Source organism: Methylocapsa polymorpha, from assembly GCF_045689225.1.
GTDB classification, from domain to species: domain Bacteria; phylum Pseudomonadota; class Alphaproteobacteria; order Rhizobiales; family Beijerinckiaceae; genus Methylocapsa; species Methylocapsa polymorpha.
This window is the reverse complement of record NZ_CP136862.1, coordinates 3,025,980-3,047,588: the sequence shown is the minus strand read 5'-3', so window position 1 is coordinate 3,047,588 and position 21,609 is coordinate 3,025,980. Positions and strand designations below refer to the sequence as shown.

Sequence of the window (21,609 nt, the reverse complement as noted above, 5' to 3'; positions counted from 1 at the left end):
ACGGCGAAGAGCTCGCCCCGGATTTTTGAGATGCAAAATATCATTGGATGGGACGTCGGCGGGGCGCATCTCAAAGCGGCGCGCGTTGAAAATGGAATCGTCACTCATGCGGCGCAAATCGCCTGCCCCCTTTGGCTCGGCTTGGCCGAACTCGATCGCGCATTTTCCGAAGCCCAGGCGGAAATAGGCGCGGCGCCGCTCAATGCGGTCACCATGACCGGCGAGCTCTCCGACGCCTTCGCATCCCGCGAAGAAGGCGTCCAGGGCGTAGCGAATATTGCCGAACGCATATTAGCGCCTGCGCGGACATGGTTTTACGCTGGACGCTCGGGGTTTGTCGGCAGGGACGAAGTCGCAACCTATGCAAGCGATATCGCTTCCGCCAACTGGCACGCGAGCGCCACGCTGACCGGCATGCGCGCGCGCGACGCGCTTTTCATCGACATCGGTTCGACCACGACGGACATTATCCCCGTCGCCGAAGGCCGGCCAGCGGCCCAAGGCTATAGCGACGGGCAACGTCTGACGCATGGAGAGCTCGTCTATGCCGGCCTCGTGCGGACCTTCCTGATGGCAGGCCCCAAGCGCGTGCCTTTCGCCGGCCAATGGACCCCCTTGATGAATGAATGGTTCGCCACCGCCGCCGACGTCTATCGCATTCTCGGAGAATTGCCGGAGGAAGCCGATATGACGGACACAGCCGATGGCCGTGAGAAGACAAAAGCCGCCTCGCGCGCAAGGCTCGCGCGCGTGATCGGGCGAGACGTCGGCGAAGCCGATGACGCCGCCTGGGACAGGCTTGCGGGCGTCTTCGCGGAAGCCCAATTGCGCGACGTCATGGACGCCGCCGAACTCGTCCTGTCGCGCGGCCTTATTGACGCCAGCGCGCCCATTGTCGGCGCCGGAGTCGGACGAGGGATCATAAAAAAGCTCGCCGCAAGATTGGACCGGCAGTTCATTGCTTTCGACGATTTGATCGAAGCCGCCCCGGAGGCTCGCAGCAAAGCATGCGACTGCGCGCCCGCCTCCGCCGTGGCCTTGATTGCCGCGAGTCAATTCGAAGCATAGAAGGCGTCGCGTTTTTGCATGAGCCAGGACCAGGCCTCAAGCTCCTGCGGGCCCGCCGTCTTTTCGATCGCTATTGCGAGATAGGCGATCTCGAGATCAACCTTCTCGCGCGGCAACAAATGCAGCCGGCTGACGAGAATGGCGCATTCGAGGACGGCGTTCCTCGCGCGATTGAACCCTTCGAAGGGCGCATGCTGCTCGCAATGCAACACCTTGCAATGGAGCCGCGGCCGCTCCGGGTGATCTTCGACATGCGCGACGCCGAGCTCCGCGTGGGCCAGCGCCGTGGCGAGACGAGGCGCGGGCGCAACCGTCGCCGGGACAAGCGGCCAATCATGCCGGCCGGTGACTAGGCCGGCAAAGACGCGCGCGTCATCTGTGTAATTGGCGACGGCGAAAGGGACGCTCATCAGATTGTCCAACGTCGTCGAAGGACGAAAAGGCGAAATGATCCAACCGTCGCCCTTCTCGATCAGGCCGAGCGGCGCGATATGCGCCCTTCCTGCGGAATCTACGGTCGTGACAACGACTTCTCGGATCATCGGCACTTTGCCAGCTCCTCGCGCGAAGGCGCGTCAGACCTTGGCGCGCAACGTGTGGCCCGCTTCGCGCAAGCGGCTCTTGTCTTCCTCCGGCCGATCGGCCCCGCAGCCCCAGTCGAGCGGCTCGTCCTGCGCATAGCGTTTACCGAGGGAGAAAGCGATTTCGGCCTTGGCGAGCTCCGCGCCCAAATAGAAAGCATGCGCTCCATCGGCCTCGACGCCGAGCTTCGGAAACAGGGAAAATGCATCGCGCGCAATATGATGCCCGTTGCGGTTGAAAATATGAATTCCATCCTCGGCCGTTGCGATGCGGAAATTTGCGTCCCGCACATCCTCGGCGACCTCGGCGATTTCCTGTTTCGACGATGGATATGGCGCACGATCATGGAGCTGCAGCAGGCCCGCGCCATAGCCCTTCGGCAAGGCGCCGTCGCGAGAGGCCGCGAGCATGAGGCGTCGCGCCGCATCATGCTCCTCGATCGTGCGTCGCGTATGTGGACTGACCTGGACGGTGAGCACGTTGCGAATTGAAAGCTCCGAACAGAGCCCGAGCAGAATAGCGGTGACTCCGCCCGAATCCGCCTCGGTCAATTCGGTGAGATTGCCTGTTCCCATCATCATTTCCGCATGAGGAAGACGCCGTCGCGTTTCGACGTAGCGCACGAGAGAGGCGGCGAAGCCGAAATGGATCGGATCGAGAATAGGATCGACGATAAAGGAGAAGCCGCGCCGCTCCGCTTCATGCGCGGCGCGAACGAGGGAGTCGAGATCGCCGTGCGGCGCAGGCACGAGAATAGGCGTCGCCTTCGAGCCCTCGGCAATATCGAGAGAGCCTTCATCAAGGCTCAAGAGAAAATCTGCGCCCGCCCTGACGCCGCGCGCGAGTTCCTCCTTGTCGGCGGAATCGACGCTAACCCGATGGCCAGCGGATTTCAGCGCGCGAACGCAATCCTCGAGATGCGGAAAAGGCGTATCGGGCAGGCCCCCAACATCGATGACGTCGGCGCCCGCTTTGCGCATCGCCTCCGCCCGGTTGAGCAAAGCCTCGATCGAAAGCGCGGACGCGTCGACGATCTCGGCAAAGATCCGAATGTCATATCGCGACAGATCCGGGGCTTCCCCGCCGCGCCCGAGATAGGCGGGAAGATCGCTCAATTCTTCCGGCCCGCGCGTGACCGGCACGCCGAGCGCATCCGAGAGATGCGCGAGATCGGCGCGGCACCGGCCAGGCAAGATGATGCGATCCGCCTGAATGGGCCGCGAGAGCCGGCGCATGATGATGGACTCCGTCATGAGCGCCGCCACTTTGACGCCGATGTCGCAAACCTCCCAGATGAAAGGCGTCTCCCCCATGGACCGCAAGAGCCTGTCGATTCGCGGATAGGCCAGATGGCCGGTGAGGAAAAGGAGGCGCTCGCTCATGTCACTGGCAATTCGCTCCGGCGCCGCGCGATGAACTCTTTCAAGTCGCTCAAGCTTTCAGCCACGCTGGTCGCTTCGAAGATCTTCAGCTTCTGCGAATTTTCAAGATCGATCCGCCGCGGAAATACTTTCACCATACCGTCTGGAGCGCGCGTTTCCAATTCCGGCGCCGTATCGCAGGCGAAGACGATCGTCGGAACGCGGCACTTGCCGGCCTGGGCGAAGACATTGCTCGCGAGATTGTCGGATATGCCATAGACGAATTTGGCCACGCTGTTCGAGGTCGCCGGCGCGACGATAAGCGTGTGGTAGACGCCATGGTAGAAATAGCCGACTTGGGGCGAGCTCGCGGCCGTGTCGCTGAAGACGCGGGCGGATTTCGGCAGATCGAGTCTCTGCTTGTACATGCGCAAGACTTCCGCCGCCGCCTTGCTGACGAAAAGGTCCACGTGCTCCAATTCCCGCGCGAGCTCGATGCACTCGTTGAAGAAATGACCGGAACCGGTCAGCGCCCATCCCCAGCGCGGGGTGACGACTTTGCTCATGCTCGCACCAATCTAAAGGCTCCAATGGATCAAGAAAGGCTGACGCCCGCGCCCGGCATCCCGCCGCCCCGCAAGATTTCGGAGGCGCTTGGCAGCGACGCCGGACCCGCGAGCCAGACCTCCGCTTGGCTCTGCGCGGCGAAGCGGGGGAATAGCGGATCGACGATTTGATCCGCGGCAAGATCGCAAGCCGAGACTGGAGCCGTCGAATCGCAGGATTTGATCAGCAGCAGGCGGCGCGCGCCATATGTTCCCGCGAGCCAGGCCGCAAGCGAATCGGAGGTCACGTCCCAAGACGCGGGCAGATCGAGAGCGCTGAGCGCCATATGCGACGGAAGCCAGATAGGAATTTTGCCTTCTTCCAAGACACTGTCCATCTCAGCGAGGGATCCGGCCAGAACGAAGGCGTCCGAATGCGCGGCGAGCGCGATGGCGAATTGCTCCATGGCGAGAAGAGCCATGCGATGGGCGGCGGCATCGTCGAAACCTAAGGCGTCTTGCGCCTTGCGCACGCCATCGGCGAAAGGGCCTCCGCCGGGAACGAGGATGAGCGGTCCGCCCCAGGAGACCAATGCGGCGAGCCACGCCTCACGTTGCGGCGAATGCGCAAGGCTGCCGCCGAGTTTGACGATCGTGACGTTCAATGGCTCCTCGTGTTGCCGGCTGCGCCCGTCAAACTGGGAAAAAGCCGATCGACGGCGGCCAATTCCGTCGCGCGCTCGCGTTTGATCTCGACGCCGACCATGCCGCAGATAACGTCAAGCTTCTCGACCCGCACGCAAAGCCGCACGACATGCGGATGGCTCAAAACGGACTCCGCAATGTCGCGCGCCAGCGTCTCGATCAATTCGACATGGCCGCGCCCGAGGATGATCTTGATCGCGTCAACGATGAGATCGTAGGAAAAAATGTCGCGCATGTCGTCGGAATGATGCTGCGCGCGCTTGATGTCGACATCGATATTGAAGCGCACATTTTGCTTCAGGCCGCGCTCGAAATCATAGGCGCCTATCGAGCATGGAATAACAAGGTCGTGCACAAAGACCCGATCTGTCTCAATGGTGCGCTCGCTCGGCGCGGCATGGGCGCGGGCCGCCAGGAAACGCCAATCGATCCTCGACTCTGCGGGCGCGATCTGACTATCCCCTTCACAGGGAATCAAATCCCGGATCATTCTCACCGACGCGGCGTCGATCGAAGCGTTGCGCGACCGGCCATGGCACAAGGTCCCGCGAAATCCGAGGTAAGTCGGCTGAAGCGGGAGCAGACGCGGCACGTCGGGAGCCTCAAGCGAGCCCGCGAGACCGGAAAGCAGTCCAACCTCCCTGCATTGATCGACGAATCGGACAAGCGCGGCGACATCCATGTGATCGAGAAGACGGCCATCCCCTTTCGCAGCCGTGTCGAGCATGGCCCCGACGAAACCCTGCTCGGCCATGAGCCGCAAGACCGCCAGGTCGGGTTCGCGATCCGCAAAGAGGACGCCGACAAGCTTGACCTTGCCCGCGAGCGACCCCAATGCGCGGATGCAATCGGCTCCGGCCTCATCCGACGAAAAGCCGACCTTGACGTAATCGACACCGGTTGCGGCCATCGTGACAACGGCGTCGATGACGGCCTCAGGCGAGGCAAAGGAATCGCCGGCGGTGGCGCTGACCAATCTGCGTTTCGCGATGGCGTGAACGACCTCGGCGACAACGCGCGCATCGAGGGCGCCAAGCGCCCCTTTCGCCGGGTCTTTCAGATCGATGATGTCGGCGCCGCCCGCCCAAACCGCTTCCGCTTCGGCGGGATTGGTCACACTCGCGAGCATCAAAGTCATTATGGCGCTTCCTCGAACGTCGTTAGCAAATCTTGCGCACCGCGCAATCGAACTTCAGGCATTCCGAACCAAAGCGCTCCGCCGCGCATTTCGATCGTCGCGGCAGAGACCAATTGGATCGCCGCGCAGCATATGCGGTCTGACCCGGCAAAAAAGGCTCATGATGATCGGCTTGAACTCAGCGCGCGGCGCATTTCAGACCCTCGCGCCCGCGGTAAAAGCGAAGCCTCGACAGTATAGCCTGACCTACTTGCGGACGCTTCTATATAGAGATTGGCGGTTAAAATGCAATTGCGACGCTGATTGTCGCCACGATCATCCATCACCGCCGGAAAGCCGGATTGCAGCCGCGCTGCTGAGGTCAAAAATCACGCTTCTTCAAGGCGGGCCGCTATGAGCTTCCGCAACCGTTCGACCGCCCCGCCAGCGATGCGTCGAAGCTCGGCGCCATTGCATGACCCTGCCTCAGCGACGCCGCGCAGGCTGTTCGTGAGAAAAACATGGTCCGCCGCAGCAAGATCGCCAGTGCGGAGCGAGTTTTCCTCCGGGGCCAGTCCCGCCTCTTTCGCCAGCGAGAGCACGAGCGCCCGCATCACGCCAGGCAATGCGCCATCGGCGACGGGCGGCGTCTCCAACCGGCCTTCGCGGACAACAAACAGATTGGCGACCGTCGCGCAGGCGACGGCGCCGCGCGTATTGAGCATGACCGCGTCATCGGCGCCTTGCGCGCGCGCCTCCTGAAAAGCGATCAAATTGTCGAGGTAAGGCAGCGCCTTGATGCGCGAAACGGGCGACAGCTCGTTGCGGCGCGTCGAGGTCGCGACATGGAGGGACAGCGGCCTCTCGCGCGGCGGCGGCAAGGGCGAGAGCGTCATCAAAATCGTCGGATGCGGCGTATCGGGCGGAGCGAGGCCGCGCGGACCAACGCCTCGGGTCACGGTGAGGCGCAGAACGGCGCGGGCGGCGTTTTCGAGCGTCAGATAATGCGCGATGTCGGCGCGAAGCTTCGCCAGATCCACCGCCTCGGCGAAACCCAGGACGCCAAGACCGGTTTCGAGCCTCGCAAGATGCGCGTCGAGATCGAAAGCGCGCCCGTTATGAACCAGAATCGTCTCGAAAACGCCATCGCCGAGCAAAAGCCCGCGATCCGCGATTGAAACATGCGCCGCCTCCGGCGCGACGAGCCTCCCATCCCGCCACGCCTGCGTCATTGCCGGCGAATGAGCCCAAGGAAATTGCCGAGCATTTGATGGCCATGTTCCGTGAGGATAGACTCTGGATGGAATTGCACCCCGAATGTCGGATGCTCGCGATGCTGCAAAGCCATGATCTCGTCTTCTTGCGACCAAGCCGTCGCATCGAGCGAGGTTTTCCTGTCGTCGAGGTCAACGATCAGCGAATGGTAACGCCCGACATTGAGCGGATTTGGCAAGCCTTGCAAAATCCCCGAAGCGTCATGCCGCACCAGGCTCGCCTCGCCGTGCATTGGGCGCAAGGCGCGCCTGACCTCGCCGCCGAAAACCTGTCCGATACATTGATGGCCAAGACAAATGCCGAGAATGGGCACGCGGCCGGAATATTCCCGCACCAGCCGCATCGAGATGCCCGCCTCGTTCGGCGTGCAAGGTCCTGGCGAAATCACGATGGCTTCCGGCGTCTCGTCGGGCAGAGGCGCGTCGTTGCGCACAACCTCGGGCTCCGCGCCGAGCTCGCGCAAATAATTCGCAACCGTGTGGACGAAGGAATCGTAATTGTCGATCACGAGGATCATAAGGCGAGTTCCTTGACGCCGAAGGCCTCGAAGATCCGCCGCGCCTTATCCAGCGTCTCCACATATTCCGCGGCCGGGTCAGACGCCGTGACGATCCCGCCGCCGGCCTGCACGACGCATGCGCCATTGCGGAAGCTCGCCGTTCGAATGACAATATTCATGTCCATCGCGCCGTTGAAGCCGATATAGCCGATCGCGCCGCAATAAGGGCCGCGCGCATGGCCCTCCAACTCCGTGATGATTTCCATCGCGCGAACTTTCGGCGCGCCAGTGATCGAGCCGCCGGGAAAGGCGGCGGCCAAGAGATCGACGGCGCTCTGTCCCTCGCGGAGGCGGCCGACCACGGACGAGACGAGATGATGGACCGAAGAAAAGGTCTCGAGGCCGCATAATTGCGGGACTTGCACCGATCCGGGGACGCAGACCTTCGAAAGATCGTTGCGCAAGAGATCGACGATCATGACATTCTCGGCGCGATCCTTGCGGCTTTCCCGCAACGCCTGGCCTTGAAGGCTGTCCAGGAAAGCGTCGGCGAAGCGGGGCCTTGTGCCCTTGATCGGCCGCGTCTCGACGCGATCGCCCTCTACCCGGAGGAACCTTTCGGGCGAGGCCGAGGCGATGACGAAATCGGCATGGTCGAGATAGGCCGCGAAAGGCGCGGGATTGACCTTGCGCAAATGCCGGTAGAAGCCAAAATGATCGAAATCCGGCGGCGTCGGCGCTTCAAATCTCTGCGATAGATTGGCTTGAAAAATATCGCCGGCGAGGATGCGCTCGATGACTTCGCGAACCGCCCGCTCATAGCCGGTCCGGGTGAAATTGCTGGTCCAACCGGAGAGCGAAATATTTCCCGGCCGATGCGAAACAGCGCGCCCGAGCTGCGCCTCGAACCAGCGCCCGCGCTCGATGGCGCGCCGATTGCGCGCCGCCGGCTCCATCTCGGGAAGACCGGTCGAAAGAATGTGACCGCGCCGCTCAACGGAGTCGAAAGCGACGACCACGTCGTAAAGCCCCAGAGAAAGATCAGGAAAGCCGAGCTTGTCCAAGGGCGGCTTCGGCAGACGCTCCAGGCTACGGCCGAGTTCGTAGGAAAACAGCCCAGCCGCCCCGCCTTGAAACGGCGGCAGACCGGCCAAGGGGGCCATTTTATACTGGGCCAGAAGCGACTTTAGCCGATCGACCCAGCCGCTCTCCCCTTCGGCGACGCGGAGCCGCGCAAAGGGATCCGCCGCGATAAAGCTGTAGCGGCCAAGCCTCCCGTCAGCCATCGCGCTGTCGAGAAACGTGACGAACGGCAAATGGCTGAGCGCGAAAGCCGCCTCGGCCGGGTCACCAAACGCGATCTCGATGACATGCATGGACCTGCCTCCGCAGCCTCATCCGGCTGGGTCAAAATCCCCGCTGAATGGGCCGCGCTCGAAGGCTTGGGATTTTGACGCCCCGACGGCCTCCCCGAATCTCCTACGCCAAATAGATTTCCAAATCGATTGAAACTCTGACCGGCGAGGCGTCCCGCCATGCCCGCTGGATCCGATTCTCTTGGCTGCGCCAGGCCATTCATAAGCTCGATAGGCTGAAGGCCTTGCCCAAACCTACTTCCGCGACGCCTCGCCGCCGGCTTCTTTGGCCGGCTCAGCCGGTTTCGGCGCGGCGGGAGCCTGCGGCTGGGCTTCCTTCGGCGGCGGAGCCTTCTCCGCGGGCGGCGAGGCCGGCTTCGCGGCGGGCCGTCCCTTATAGGCGATCCAGATGTTTCTGCGGCGTCTCGCATAAAAAGGCGCCAACCCCGACCTTTCCGCGACTGGCATGGCGGCGCGGGACTGGTGGGCGGTTTTGCGGATTTCAGATTGACCCGACATGGACTCCTCCTTTGGTGGTCCTTTCGGCTGAAAACCCAGCTTCACCGAGACCGAGCTTCACGAGAGAACGTCCAGAAGGGTCCCTATGCAATATAATTGGAGATCGCGTCAACATCGATCGCCGACGAAAATTTCTCTCTAATATAGTGCGACCTTGAAAAAAATTCGATCGTCGTCTTGCACGCTCGGATAGCATACCGTAGCATTATGCAATATCCGGCTTCAAGGTCGTCTGCATAAGGGAAAGCAGGCGATTCTTCGTAAGGCTAGGCGGGGCTTCACCATCGCCCTGACGCCTCGTCGACGTCGTGACACGCTGTCGGGCATGCCATCCCATTATAAGCTCTGCCGCCAAAGCGAGGCCAACGCTCCGCGCGGGAGGCGGTCGGCTTATGACGCGGTCTCGGGAGGATCATCCGATGCCTGTATCGATCGTCGCATCCCGCGTTCGATCAGCCGACATCCGCGCCGGCCGGGGCGCTGACGCAAGCCGCCCTTTCGCAAACCCCACGCCGCGGTCACGGAACCGAACAATGCCTTGCCGGCTTCGATTTGGCCTCAGCCCCAATGGCGGCTCCTTGCGATGCGACTCTCTGTCCGAAAATGCGAGAAACTGAGGCGTTGGAGCGCTTTCATGGTTCCCGCCGGACCGAAAGCGCGCTAACAGCGCTATCCGAAACATGTGCGGCGCGATCATTTCTCGTTGCGTCGCAAGGTTTGGCGCAACGCCAGGAAACAGCCCGCAAGAGAAGGGCGAAATTCATGCCATGCGAACAGATCTCTAGGGAGGCGCCATGACTGAAGCCCAGATCGACGGGAGGCCGGCCTCGATTGACGCGGCAGCCGAGCGCGCGGCGGAAATTCTGTCGCGCGCGCGCTTGCCCGTCATTGCCGGTCTCGGGACCGATATTGCCGGCGCCCGCGTCTCGATTGCGCTGGCTGAGCGGCTTCGCGGCGCCTATGACCACTTGCAGTCGGACAGGATTTTCGCGGATCTCGACGTCCTGCGTCAGGCCGGCCGATTTTTCACGACGCCGAACGAGGCGCGGCTGCGCGCCGATGTGCTCCTCTTCATCGGCAAGGATCTGACGCGCATCTGGCCGCAGCTTTTGGAGCGTCTGGCGCCTGCCCAAGTCCCGGAGTTCGATCTCGCCCATGCAGAGCGGAAGCTCGTCTGGATTGCGCCCGGCCGCTCTGCCGCCCAAGTCGATGGCCTGTCCGTCACGACGCTCGACTCGACGGATCTGCACGTCACGCTCGCGAGCTTGCGGGCGCGCCTCGCCGATCGGCCGATCAGCTCGGGCAAGGGCGCCAAGCGCAAGCTCGATGAAGCGGCGCAGATTCTCAAAGCCGCACGCTTTGGCGTCGCGGTCTGGGGCCCGGAGCTTCTCGACAGCCTGTCGATCGAAATGCTCTATGGGCTCCTCGCCGATCTCAACAAGACGACGCGCTTCTCCGGGCTTCCCCTCGGCGCGGACGCCAATGCGGGCGGGGTCTTGCAGACATCGGGCTGGATGACGGGCTTCCCCGTGCGGACCTCGTTCGGCCGCGCGTTCCCCGAGCATGACACATGGCGATTCGACGCCACGCGCCTGGTCGAAAGCGGCGAAGCCGACGCCGCGCTCTGGATCTCCGCCTATGGAAGGGAGACCCCGCAATGGAAAAGGCAAGTGCCGCTCATCGCGCTTGTTCCGCCGCAAACGCGGTTCGAGCACGAACCGCAGGTGCGCGTGGAAGTCGGCTGCCCAGGCGTCGATCATGATGGAGCCGAGTTCGCGCGCGAGGTCGGAGCGATCGTCGCCCGTCAGGCCTCGCTTCCGAGCGACGCCCCTTCGGTCGCTTCCGTCATCGACCGCATCGCGCAACATATCGGCGGAGAGGTCTAAATGCTTATTCTTCTGAAAGGCGGCCGCATCATAGATCCCGCCAATAGCCGCGACGAGATCGGCGACCTGTGGATCGAGGATGCGCGGATCATAGACCCGCCACACGGCAGACAGCCGGACCAAATCCATGATGTCTCCGGCAAGATCGTCATGGCTGGCGCAATTGACATTCATTCCCACATCGCCGGCGGCAATGTGAACACGGCGCGTTTGCTCCTCCCCGAGATGCACCGCGCCAGCGCGCCGCTGCAGAAGGTCCTGCCGCTGGCCAACGCCAAATGGTCGACCTTCGAGACCGGCAATATCTATGCGTCCATGGGCTTCACCACGGTGATCGAGCCGGCCCTCGCGCCGCATCAGGCCTTGCAGGGACATCTTGAGCTTTCCGACGTGCCGATCCTCGACAAAGGGGCGCTGACGATCCTCGGCAATGACGATTTTCTGCTGACCTTGCTGCGCGACGGAGAGAAACCCTCGGCGGTGGCCGATTATGTCGCCGCAACGCTAGCGGCGACCAACGGGCTCGGCCTCAAGACCATCAACGCCGGCGGCGCAACCGCCTTTAAATATAACGTGCGCGCCTTTGGCCTCGACGATCAGGTGCCTTTCTACGGGACCACGTCGCGGAAAATTCTTGAGGCGCTGCAGCAGGCGGTCGACGATCTCAAGATCCCGCATCCGCTGCATTTGCACTGCAACAACCTCGGCATTCCGGGCAATGTCTCGACGGCGATCGCGACGATCGAGGCGGCGCGCGGCAAGCCTCTGCATCTCGCGCATCTGCAATTCTATTGTTATGGCAATGAGGGCGATCATGGCTTCTCATCCGGCGCGGCCGCCGTCGCCGCGGCGGTCAACGCCGCGCCAAATGTGACGGTTGACGTCGGACAGGCCATGTTCCGGCAAACGGTCACTATTTCCTCCGACGTGCTGCGTCAGTTCAACGCCACAGCCATGGCGCGGCCGAGGAAGTCGGTCATTTTCGACGCCGACGCCGAGGGCGGCGGAATCGTGCCTTACCATTATCGCGAGACCGAATTCGCCAATGCGGTGCAATGGGCCTGCGGTCTGGAGCTGTTTCTGCTGATCAACGACCCATGGCGCGTTTTCTTCACGACCGACCATCCGAATGGCGCGCCTTTCACGACCTATCCGGAGGTCTTCGCCCTGCTGATGAGCCGCGAAGCGCGGGCCGAGACCGCCGCGCGCCTGCCGCAGGGGGCTCTTGACGTAACGACTCTGCCCTCCATCGCGCGCGAATATGATCTGAATGAAATCGCCATCATGACCCGCGCGGCGCCCGCGAAGCTTCTCGGCCTGAAGGATCGCGGCCATCTGGGCGCCGGCGGACTCGCCGATATCGCGGTCTATTCACCCGACAAGGACATCGCGAAAATGTTCCGCGCCGCCCATCTCGTCTTCAAGGACGGCGATCTCGTCGTGCGCGATGGGACCGTCACCCATTATCGCTGGGGCAAGACGCTCAAGGTCAATCCCGGCTACGATAAAGCCATCGATCGCCGCCTCGCGGGCTATTACGACCATCACTTCGGCGTGTCTCATAATATGTTCGCAGTCCCGGAGCATATCCTTCCGCGTCCCGATCCGTTCCAGGAGGTCGCATGCGCCCAATAGTCAGGAACGGCGTCCGCATAGACGAATCGTTCGCCGAAGCTTTTCCGATGCGCGGCACTGCGATCGTCATCACCGGGCCCAATCAGAAATGGGCGAGGCAGGCCGCAACCACCATGACCGGCTTCGCCACTTCCGTCATCGGCTGCGGCTGCGAGGCGGGGATCGACCATGAGCTCTCCGCGAAGGAGACGCCCGACGGCCGCCCCGGCGTCCGCGTTCTCATCTTCGCCATGTCCACTGACACATTGCAGACCCAGCTCGTGAACCGGGTCGGCCAATGCGTTCTGACCTCGCCGGGATCCGCCTGTTTCGGCGATCTCGACGGCGCAGACAGACTGCAGATCGGCGACTCCATCCGCTATTTCGGCGATGGCTGGCAGGTGTCGAAGAAATTCGGCGCGCGGCATTTCTGGCGCGTGCCGGTCATGGATGGCGAGTTTCTCTGCGAGGCGACGACCGGCCTCACCAAGAAGGCGGTCGGCGGCGGCAATTTGCTGATCATGGGCGCAACCCCGAAAACCACCTTGCGCGCCACCGAACTCGCGGTCGAGTCGATGAACGGCGTCAAAGACGTGATCCTGCCCTTCCCAGGAGGGATCGTGCGCTCGGGCTCCAAGGTCGGCTCGAAATACAAAGCCATGTCGGCCTCCACCAATGACGCCTATTGCCCCACCTTGCGGGGCGCGGTGAACACCAATCTTGATGAAGACATTGGCTGCGTCCTCGAAATCGTCATCGACGGCCTGACCGAACAGGCCGTGGCGAAGGCCATGCGCGCCGGCCTTGCGGCAATTGTGAAGCTCGGCCCCGAGCATGGCGCGGTGCGGGTCGGCGCCGGCAATTACGGAGGGAAGCTCGGCCCCTTCCATTTCCACCTGAAGGATCTTTTGCCGTGAAGCCACTCGTCTTCGCACTTGAACGAGAGCCGGACCAAAGGCTCGACCTCGCCCCCCTCACGCCGCATGTGCTCAACGGCAAATCGGCGAAGGAGATTGCGCAGATCGAGCTGCAGACCACGCGCGAGAAAATCGCCGTCGGCGATATTTTCAAGATCCGCTCCGGCGACGCGCAAACGATCGTCTTCGAGGGTGGATCGGAGCGGCTCGACAATGTCGGCCAGGACTTGAGGAGCGGCGAAATCATCGTCGAGGGCGACGTTGGCAAGTCGGTCGGCCGGAGCATGAGCGGCGGCAATCTCGTCGTCGCCGGGGACGCAGGCCCTTACGCAGGGTCCGCCCTATCCGGCGGCCGGTTGGAGATCGCGGGCAATGCCGGGGACTTCCTCGGCGCCCCGCTCGAGGGCGAGATCGAGGGGATCACCGGCGGATTTCTAATTGTGCGCGGGGACGCCGGCGCGCGCGCCGGAGATCGGCTGCGCCGCGGCACGATCCTGATCGAAGGATCGGCTGGGGATTATCCCGGCAGCCGCATGATCGCCGGCACGCTGATCGTGCTCGGGCCGAGCGGCGTCCTGCCGGGCTATCTCATGCGGCGAGGCACGATTGCGCTCGCCAATCCGCCTGAATTGGCCCCCACGTTTGTCGATTGTGGATCGCACGAACTCGCCTTCGCCGGTCTCTTCGCCCGCCTGCTCCGCCCGGAAAGCCGCGGCACAGCCAAGCTTTTCTCCGGCCTTCTCAACCGGTTCGCGGGAGATACGGCGGCCCTTGGAAAGGGAGAGATTCTCTACCCCGCGTGAAACATGCTGTCCCCGCCGCCCGCGCCGCGGAGACAGGCATGGCTTTCGTCGCGCTCCTTTTCGCCTTATGTCTTAAACAGATGCGCCTGGAAGGACATATGAGAAGCAGCGGGTCTCGCGGCGGCTGCGATGGGGGCCGCCATTTCGCCTGCTCATCATGCGGCGAAGATCTTCGCCGCTTTCAAGGTTTGTGATGCCGCCAAACTCGCTTGAGCTTTTGGGCGAAGGCCCGCTGACGCAGATCGGACTCGGCCTCGGCAGCAATATCGGCGACAAGGCCGGCAATATCCGCCGCGCGCTCGCGCTCCTGCAAGATCGGGGAATTGTTCGCGTGACGGCGATCTCCTCGATCTACCGCACCGCGCCTTGGGGTTATGTCGAGCAGGACTTTTTCGCCAATGCCTGCGCCTTGGGGGAAACACGCCTCAAACCCCTCGAACTTCTCGCCGCGACCAATGCGGTCGAGCGCGACATGGGCCGCGAACCCTCGGTCCGCTGGGGGCCGCGCCTCATCGATATCGACATATTGTTCCACGGCGACGAGCGTTTCGAGCATGCGCAGCTGAATCTGCCGCATAAAGCTCTTTTCGAGCGAGCTTTTGTGCTCGTGCCCCTGGCCGAGATCGCGCCAAGCTTGAGCCTTTCAGGCCGTTCAGTCAAAGACGCCGCCGCGCGATTCGCGGACGAGCCTATAGAGAAATGGTCGAGCGAAGAGCCCAAAGCGCCGCATTCAGGCGAGGGCTAAAGCTCCCGCGACGCCATAATATTTCCCGTTCCTTACCGGATTTCCCAGCGCAAAACGGCTTCCGCTTCACTGGCGAAACGCTTACGGCGGCCCCTCGACCCGAGGACGCCGACCGCATGTCTGTCCCTCATCGCGCGTTCTGAACCGGCGATAATATTTCTTCCATCGTGCCGACGCGAACGCGACCGCCCTGGCCGGGGCTATTTTGCTCGCGGATCACATTTGCAATGCGCTCCGCTCTCGACTGATTGTTCTCTCGGAACGCCGCCAGGCCGACACAGGCGTAAAGAACATTATAGGCGGCAACCGCAGCGGAGTCGGCGCGCTTGACGCACTCGCGTCTAGCGGAGGCCGAAATCAAGCGCCAGCCCTGAGAACTCAGGCCAGCGATCCTGTTCTGTCGCTCCACACAAACCGTCCGCGCCGATTCCGCGGTGCGACTGTTTCCGGGCCATGCTGTTTTGCACCGCCCAACGACGTCATAGTGAGGAAAATCATCTCCAGAACTCGCGTCGATCGCCACAGGCGGCCCTTGCAAAACCGTAGCGCCGTCGACAGCCCAGGCTTGCGCGGGGACGAGTGCGAGCAAAAACGCAAGTCTTTTCATGGCAATTTCAATCCTCATGTCAATTTTGTGTATATTGGATACACTTAATAAAATCAAGAGTTCTATTTTCGTGCTTCGATTTGACGCAGAATAGCCGTATTTTAAATGGGGCGGCTACTGCTCTTAATTATTAAGATTAATGAAATATGTTAATTTATTACTAGCGACACTCCTTACCTTGCTGGCCTTTCCGGTCTCCGGGGCGCAGGCGCCAGGCCTCGGGCCACATCATCAAGGGATTTGCAATCGCGCGCGCGAGACGCGGAACTCCTCGTCTTTGATCCGCGAATCCTTCAAACTGCCGAGCGATGCTGAAAATCGTTCACACGGCCGATTGGCACATCGGTCAGACGCTGCGCGGCTTCTCCCGCGATGCGGAACATCGCGCGGTCTTCGCCGAACTCATAACTTTTGTGGCGGAGCAGGAAATCGACGCGCTCATCGTCGCGGGGGATGTGTTCGACGGACAAAACCCCGGCGGGGAGGCGCAGCGGCTCTTTTTCGATCTTCTCGTCCGGCTTAACCGCGCGCGCCCCACGCTGACGACCGTCATCACCGCCGGCAATCATGACGCGGCGGGCCGGCTGGAAGCGCCCCGCCCGCTGCTCGAAAAATTCCGCGTCCATGTCGTCGGCAATGTCGAGCGGCGCGACGGCAAGATCGACGCAAGGCGGCATTTCATTCCGCTTACCGACGCGAAGGGCGACATCGCCGCGCACGTGCTCGCCGTATCCTATCCGACGGCGGCCTGCCTGCCGCCTCTCTCCCAAAGCGAGGCTGGAGGCTCTCCGATCATTCGCGCCGTCGCTTCTCTCTACGCCGAATTGTTCGAAAGCGCCGCGCCGCTACGAGGGGGCCTGCCGCTTATCGCGACCGGCCATCTCCATGTCGCAGGAGCCGTCGAGTCGGAAGGCGCGGAGCGGCGCATTCTCATTGGGGGCGAGCACGCAGTTCCCGCCGACATATTCGCCGAGCAAGATGCGGCCTATGTCGCGCTCGGCCATCTCCATCGCGCGCAGAACGTCGGCGGCGGGAGGGTGCGCTACAGCGGTTCGCTTTTTCCGCTTTCTGCAACGGAACAGGCTTACCGCCATGGGATCACATTGATCACGCTCGACGGCGCCGAATTGCGAACCGAGCATGTTCCGCTCGCCCGCCCCATTCCTTTTCTGCGGCTGCCGGAGCAAGGCGCGCTGCGGCTGGACGAACTGGCCGATCGATTGTCGCAGCTCGGGCTCGATCCGAGGCTGCCGCTGGAAAGCCGGCCCTTTCTCGACGTCAGGCTTTCGCGCGATGGGCTCGTCGCGGGCTTTCGCGCCGAGGTCGATCGGATCGTCGAAACCTTCCCGGTTCGGCTTGTCGATGCGCGCGTCGCTGCTTCGGCCGAGGCGGAGCCGGCTGCCGAGACCGACGCCCCTCTCGTCCGACTTGCCGAACGCGATCCCGAGGAGATGTTCCGACGCGCTTTCGAAAAGCGCAATGGCCGGCCGCCCGACGCGCCGCATCTCGATGCCTTTCATTTTCTCCGCGCGGACTTGTGAGCGATGCGCATCCTTGCCGTCCGCGGCGAAAATCTTGCCAGCCTCGCCGCTCCTTTTCAGCTTGATTTTTGCCGCGAGCCTCTCGCGAGCACGGGGCTTTTTGCGATCACCGGCGAGACCGGCGCGGGCAAATCGACCATCCTCGACGCGATCTGCCTCGCCCTCTACGGCGCCTATCCGCGCGTCGCCATCGATCGGCGCGAACTCGCCCCGGATCCGAGCGGAAAAGAGATCAGCGGCCAGGATGCGCGCGCGCTGTTACGGCGCGGCGCGGGCAAAGGCTTTGCCGAAGTCGATTTTCTGGCCATGGACGGACAATCCTACCGGGTGCGCTGGGAGGTTCTACGCGCGAGAGGGCGAGCCAATGGCGCGCTGCAGAATGAGCTGCGCAGTCTCATCCGCATCAGCGACAACCAAGCGATCGCCAGCGGCAAACGGGACGTGCTCGCCAAAGTTCAGGCTTTGACCGACTTCACCTTCGACCAGTTTCGCCGCACCGTCTTGCTCGCCCAAGGGGAGTTCGACGCCTTCCTGCTCGCCGGCGAAAACGAGCGCGCCGAGCTCTTGGAGAAAGTGACCGGGACAGAAATTTACGCCGCGCTTTCAAGGCGCGCGCATGAGGAGATGGAACAGCGTAGGAATGCGCTGGACGGCCTTGAAGCGAGGCGCGCGGCGATTGGCCTCCTCGATGAGCCGGCGCGCGTCTCGCTCGCGGAGGAGCTCCTGAGCCTGGCCGCTGAGACGAAAGCAATCGGGGCCGCGATTGCCGCCTTGAAAGAGCGTCTGGAGCATCACGCCCGCATTGGCCTTGCGCGCGAAAAATGCGCGGAAGCGGCGGCGGCGCATCATGCCGCGCTCCTTGCGTCGACAGACGTCGCCCCCGAGCGTGGCTTTCTCGCTGAGCTCGATGCGGTCGAGCCATTGCGAGCGAAAGCGGCAATCCTCGCCCAAGCCGAGGAACGCCAAGCCCGCACCGAAGACATGCTCGTCGACGCAAGCTCCGCAGCCGCGCAAGCGCGCGAGACCGCCATGAACGCCGCGGCGGAGCGCGAGCAAGCGCAAGCTTTGGATCTCGAAGCCGAAGACCGTTTCAAGGCGCTTGGACCAATCTGGACGCGCTGCGAGCAACTCGACGGAGCAATCAAGCACTGCGTGGAGGAACTCGAGAAGGCCGAGGCGATGCGCGCCGCAGCGGAGCGAAGCGCAAACGCTTGCGCAGGTGAAATTCAGCGCCTCGACGCGCTTCACGCGCAGACCATCGCCGCGCGTGATCGCGCCGCGGCGCTCCTGGCGCCTTGCCCAGAACGGGCGGTTCTGTGCGATCGTATTCAAGAGGTCGAGGAGCTTTTGCAAAAGCGCAGCGCGCTCAAAAGCCGATATGCGGAAACGCAAAAGAAAAGCGCCCGCGCAGTTGAAGAAACGCGCCGTCTCGGGTCGCTCATTGCAGATCTGAACTCATCCGCTGATCGGCTGCGCATCGAACGCGACCGGCTCGGCGGCGAGAACGAGGCGCGCCGCGCCGCCCTCGCGACCATAGGCGAAGAGGAGTTGCGGCGGCGGGATCGAGCGCTCGGCGATCTGCTCGGCGGCTTTCGCGATGTCGCGAATGTGCTCGACCGTCATATGCGGGCGCAAGACGAGCTCGTCAAATCGAAGGCGGCCGCCGCGGCGGCTATCGGCGACCTGGAGCAGGCGAAAGCCCAGCGGGCGGCGGCGCAAACCGAACACGCAACGCACAGAGCCGCACGAACAGAGATCGTCGGCCTCATCGATCTCGCCGACGCGACAGTCTCGCCGCAAGCTATCCAACTCCGCGCTAGCCTCGTCGCTGGCGAGCCCTGCCCTGTCTGCGGCGGCGCTGATCATCCGCATGCGGAGCGCAGCGACGCCGGCGCGAATTCGTCGCGCGCATCCGAGCGCGGCGCGCCGAACTCGACCAATTGATCGCAGGCGCCGCAAGCGCAGTCGAGGCTGCCGAGGAGCGCTTGCCGGCGCGGCCGCGCGCCATGACGCCGCGCTTCGCCTCGGCGAGACGGCGCTGGCCGATCTGCAAGCAAGCGAAGCCGCTTATGCAACCGCATTCGAGGATCTCGATCAGCGCCGCGCGGCATTGGGCTTTGCCGAAGCCCTGCCCCCTGCCCCGGAGGCCGCGCTCGCCCCGGTCTTGCGCCTTGCAGCACTGGCCGAATCTGATCGCGAAGCGCTGGCCGCGCCGCTTGGCCGAGCCGAGACACTGCGCGCGGACCTCGAAAAGCTGCGCGAAGCGCATGGGCAAGCCGCCGAAACGCTGGAGCGGAAATTGGCCGAACTGGCCGCACAGAGCCAAGCGCTGCATGCAGTCGAACTCGAACGCGCTGGCGCCGAAACGACCTCACGCGAATTGCGCGACAGGCTGCTTTCGATTGATCGCGAGCTTGATCCTTTTCTGCGCGCCGGCGCTTTCGCTCCGGCCGATGTGGACCGCGACGCCGATTCTGTTGCGACGCGGCTGAAGGCGCTTGCCAACGACTATCGCCTCTTGAAGGCCGGCCTCGCCGAGGATGACGCCGCCTTGCGCGCGCTCGAGCCGATGCAGGCCGCCGCGGCCGAAGCCGCGCGGACATCAGCGGCGACATTGGAAACGCTGACAAGCGACGCGAGCGCCCGCGCGACGGTCCTGCGAGATGTGCGAATGGAGCGCGCCGCGCTCATTGAGGGCGAACAAACAGGCGCCCATCGCACGCGTCACAATGAGATGCGGCGGCAGGCGCGGACGACTCTTGATCTGGCGCGCGAAGCGGACTCCGAAGCCGGAAAACGGCTTGCCGCCGCCATCCATGGCGAATCCGCCGCGCGAGCCGACCTGGAGGCGGCCAAATTAGGCCTGATCGAATGCCGTCAGGATTTCGCCGCCGCGGTCGCGGCGACAGATTTTACGACTGAGCGCGTCAGCGAATTGCTCGGGACGGCGCTCACCTTGCGCGAAGGCTTGCGCGTAAAGATTGATGCGATCGACAAGGCGCTGTCGCAAGCGGCGGCAAGCCTTGGCGAACGCCAACGCGACCTCGACGACCTTCTCGCTCGCGACGCGCGTGACGACGACCCCGCCGCCTTGACAGCCGAAATCGCAAGCTTGCAGGACAAAGCCGATGCGGCGCAACGGCGCTCGGGCGCCATTGAAAATCAACTTTCGCAGGATGATGCGGCGCGCGACAGCGCAGCGGCCTTGGCTGTCGAGATTGAAGCGGCCGCGGCTGATCTTGTAATCTGGCAGGCCTTGGATGACGCGATCGGATCGGCGTCAGGCGATAAATTCCGCCGCTTCGCGCAAGGCGTGACGCTCGACCATCTCGTCGCTCTCGCCAATCGTCATCTGGCCGCGCTCGCGCCACGCTATCGGCTCGAACGCGCCCCAACGAGCGATCTTTCCGTTCATGTCGTCGATCGCGACATGGGGAGCGAGAAGCGCGCCGCGCGCAGCCTTTCCGGCGGCGAGCGCTTCCTGGTGTCTCTATCGCTCGCCATCGCCCTTTCCGGGCTCGAAGGCCGCCAAGCCTTCGTCGACACTTTGTTCGTCGATGAAGGCTTCGGCTCGCTCGATGCGGAAACGCTCGATGTCGCCATCGACGCTCTTGAATCCCTGCACGGACAAGGCCGCAAGGTCGGCGTCGTCACTCACGTCGCAGCCATGATCGAGCGCATTGCGGTGCAGGTGCGCGTCGAAAAGCATGGAAATGGCCGCAGCGCCGTCAGGGTCACGCAGGCCGGCATAGCGGCGCTGGCGTGACGCGCGGCCAAAAGGCTCACGGCGAATCAAGCGCGAGCCTCCCCGCTGCTCAGCTCGCCGCCGCGGCCTTTTCCGCGGCCGCCGCAGCGGCTGCGGCGCGTTCCTGCGCCTTTTTCTTTGGCAAGCCCTGCTTCGGATTGCTTTGCGGCTCCCGCTTCAAGACGCCGAGACCGTCGAGCAGCCGGGCCACGCGGTCAGTCGGCTGGGCCCCCTTGGCGATCCAGGCCTTCGCCTTCTCCTGATCGAGCACGAGCCGGTCGGCGGCGTCCTTTGCTTTCAGCGGATCAAAGACGCCGAGGCGCTCGATGAACCGACCATCGCGCGGCATGCGCGAATCGGCGACCACAACGCGATAGAACGGCCGCTTCTTGGCGCCGCCGCGCGACAAACGAATTTTAAGGGGCATCATAAGTTCCTTTTCGTCGGATTTGAGTTTGGATTAATTGCTGACTTCTACGAGATCGAGCCGCTTTTCGATGCGGGTTACGCGCGCGTCCAGGCGATCGAGCTTGGCATTGATTTCCGCCAGCTGCACTGAGTGTTCCGCTACCGAACGTTCAACATGACCCAGCCGCGTGGTGACGTCGTCCAACCGGTTTTCCATGCGATCGAGCTGCCCGCGAATATGGCGCAGATGTTCGAGCACGAGATTATCCGTTTCAGCCATGTTTGAACGCTTTCCAGACTGCTCAACGGCGCGCTTG

Annotated in this window: 21 protein-coding genes; 9 read left to right on the top strand and 12 right to left on the bottom strand. The window is 63.2% G+C overall.

Annotation, left to right across the window (positions count from 1 at the left end):
- Nucleotides 1-30 precede the first annotated feature (30 nt).
- Nucleotides 31-1,068 carry a hydantoinase/oxoprolinase family protein gene (locus RZS28_RS14090; protein WP_407338368.1) on the top strand — a complete coding sequence of 346 codons (1,038 nt, stop codon included), beginning with the start codon at nt 31-33 and terminating at the stop codon, nt 1,066-1,068.
- On the opposite strand, the gene RZS28_RS14085 is transcribed toward RZS28_RS14090, so the two are convergent.
- The 9 genes from RZS28_RS14085 to RZS28_RS14045 form a co-directional block, all read right to left on the bottom strand.
- Nucleotides 1,053-1,610 carry a DUF447 domain-containing protein gene (locus RZS28_RS14085; RefSeq protein WP_407341133.1) on the bottom strand — a complete coding sequence of 186 codons (558 nt, stop codon included), beginning with the start codon at nt 1,608-1,610 and terminating at the stop codon, nt 1,053-1,055. The genes RZS28_RS14090 and RZS28_RS14085 overlap by 16 nt on opposite strands.
- 33 nt (nt 1,611-1,643) lie before the next feature.
- Nucleotides 1,644-3,032 carry a DUF6513 domain-containing protein gene (locus RZS28_RS14080; protein ID WP_407338367.1) on the bottom strand — a complete coding sequence of 463 codons (1,389 nt, stop codon included), beginning with the start codon at nt 3,030-3,032 and terminating at the stop codon, nt 1,644-1,646.
- The gene (locus RZS28_RS14075; RefSeq protein WP_407338366.1) at nt 3,029-3,577 is read right to left on the bottom strand and encodes a flavoprotein; all 549 of its coding nucleotides are present in this window, start codon (nt 3,575-3,577) and stop codon (nt 3,029-3,031) included. Before RZS28_RS14075 ends, RZS28_RS14080 begins: the two co-directional genes overlap by 4 nt.
- A gap of 29 nt (nt 3,578-3,606) precedes the next feature.
- Complete coding sequence (locus RZS28_RS14070) at nt 3,607-4,221, bottom strand: dihydroneopterin aldolase (protein WP_407338365.1); 615 nt, start codon at nt 4,219-4,221, stop codon at nt 3,607-3,609.
- Entirely contained in the window at nt 4,218-5,399 is a 1,182-nt protein-coding gene (locus RZS28_RS14065) for a (5-formylfuran-3-yl)methyl phosphate synthase (protein ID WP_407338364.1), read from the bottom strand. Before RZS28_RS14065 ends, RZS28_RS14070 begins: the two co-directional genes overlap by 4 nt.
- Nucleotides 5,400-5,767: 368 nt before the next feature.
- Entirely contained in the window at nt 5,768-6,610 is an 843-nt protein-coding gene (locus tag RZS28_RS14060) for an aminotransferase class IV (RefSeq protein WP_407338363.1), read from the bottom strand.
- Entirely contained in the window at nt 6,607-7,170 is a 564-nt protein-coding gene (locus RZS28_RS14055; protein ID WP_407338362.1) for an anthranilate synthase component II, read from the bottom strand. Before RZS28_RS14055 ends, RZS28_RS14060 begins: the two co-directional genes overlap by 4 nt.
- Complete coding sequence (gene pabB, locus RZS28_RS14050; protein WP_407338361.1) at nt 7,167-8,528, bottom strand: aminodeoxychorismate synthase component I; 1,362 nt, start codon at nt 8,526-8,528, stop codon at nt 7,167-7,169. The genes RZS28_RS14055 and pabB overlap by 4 nt, the downstream gene beginning before the upstream one ends.
- 234 nt (nt 8,529-8,762) lie before the next feature.
- Nucleotides 8,763-9,026 carry a hypothetical protein gene (locus tag RZS28_RS14045; RefSeq protein WP_407338360.1) on the bottom strand — a complete coding sequence of 88 codons (264 nt, stop codon included), beginning with the start codon at nt 9,024-9,026 and terminating at the stop codon, nt 8,763-8,765.
- A 794-nt stretch (nt 9,027-9,820) separates the two neighbouring features.
- Here RZS28_RS14045 and RZS28_RS14040 point away from each other — a divergent pair.
- The 5 genes from RZS28_RS14040 (at nt 9,821) to folK (ending at nt 14,991) form a co-directional block, all read left to right on the top strand.
- A complete protein-coding gene (locus RZS28_RS14040) occupies nt 9,821-10,912 on the top strand; it encodes a tungsten formylmethanofuran dehydrogenase (protein ID WP_407338359.1) in 1,092 nt (363 codons plus the stop codon).
- On the top strand, nt 10,913-12,547 hold the full coding sequence (locus tag RZS28_RS14035; protein ID WP_407338358.1) for a formylmethanofuran dehydrogenase subunit A: 1,635 nt from the start codon (nt 10,913-10,915) through the stop codon (nt 12,545-12,547).
- Nucleotides 12,535-13,443, top strand: coding sequence for a formylmethanofuran--tetrahydromethanopterin N-formyltransferase (gene fhcD, locus RZS28_RS14030; protein ID WP_407338357.1), 909 nt, complete (start codon nt 12,535-12,537; stop codon nt 13,441-13,443). The genes RZS28_RS14035 and fhcD overlap by 13 nt, the downstream gene beginning before the upstream one ends.
- Nucleotides 13,440-14,246 carry a formylmethanofuran dehydrogenase subunit C gene (locus tag RZS28_RS14025; RefSeq protein WP_407338356.1) on the top strand — a complete coding sequence of 269 codons (807 nt, stop codon included), beginning with the start codon at nt 13,440-13,442 and terminating at the stop codon, nt 14,244-14,246. Before fhcD ends, RZS28_RS14025 begins: the two co-directional genes overlap by 4 nt.
- A gap of 193 nt (nt 14,247-14,439) precedes the next feature.
- Complete coding sequence (gene folK / locus RZS28_RS14020) at nt 14,440-14,991, top strand: 2-amino-4-hydroxy-6-hydroxymethyldihydropteridine diphosphokinase (protein WP_407338355.1); 552 nt, start codon at nt 14,440-14,442, stop codon at nt 14,989-14,991.
- A 127-nt stretch (nt 14,992-15,118) separates the two neighbouring features.
- Here folK and RZS28_RS14015 read toward each other — a convergent pair whose 3' ends face one another.
- A complete protein-coding gene (locus tag RZS28_RS14015; protein WP_407338354.1) occupies nt 15,119-15,655 on the bottom strand; it encodes a hypothetical protein in 537 nt (178 codons plus the stop codon).
- A 251-nt stretch (nt 15,656-15,906) separates the two neighbouring features.
- On the opposite strand from RZS28_RS14015, the gene RZS28_RS14010 reads away from it, so the two are divergent.
- Genes RZS28_RS14010 through RZS28_RS14000 form a run of 3 tightly spaced genes read left to right on the top strand, consistent with a single transcriptional unit; the run spans nt 15,907 to nt 20,905 of the window.
- Nucleotides 15,907-17,139, top strand: a complete 1,233-nt coding sequence (locus RZS28_RS14010; RefSeq protein WP_407338353.1) for an exonuclease SbcCD subunit D — start codon at nt 15,907-15,909, stop codon at nt 17,137-17,139.
- Nucleotides 17,140-17,142: 3 nt separating this feature from the next.
- Complete coding sequence (locus RZS28_RS14005) at nt 17,143-19,083, top strand: AAA family ATPase (protein WP_407338352.1); 1,941 nt, start codon at nt 17,143-17,145, stop codon at nt 19,081-19,083.
- Nucleotides 19,010-20,905: an SbcC/MukB-like Walker B domain-containing protein gene (locus RZS28_RS14000; protein ID WP_407338351.1), complete on the top strand. Its 1,896-nt coding sequence runs from the start codon at nt 19,010-19,012 to the stop codon at nt 20,903-20,905. The genes RZS28_RS14005 and RZS28_RS14000 overlap by 74 nt, the downstream gene beginning before the upstream one ends.
- 49 nt (nt 20,906-20,954) lie before the next feature.
- Here the strand turns inward: RZS28_RS14000 and rpsP are convergent, their stop codons facing one another.
- Together rpsP and RZS28_RS13990 are read right to left on the bottom strand one after the other, a co-directional pair.
- Nucleotides 20,955-21,311: a 30S ribosomal protein S16 gene (gene rpsP / locus RZS28_RS13995; protein ID WP_407341132.1), complete on the bottom strand. Its 357-nt coding sequence runs from the start codon at nt 21,309-21,311 to the stop codon at nt 20,955-20,957.
- Between the two features lie 33 nt (nt 21,312-21,344).
- Nucleotides 21,345-21,572 carry a hypothetical protein gene (locus RZS28_RS13990; protein WP_407338350.1) on the bottom strand — a complete coding sequence of 76 codons (228 nt, stop codon included), beginning with the start codon at nt 21,570-21,572 and terminating at the stop codon, nt 21,345-21,347.
- Nucleotides 21,573-21,609: the final 37 nt, after the last annotated feature.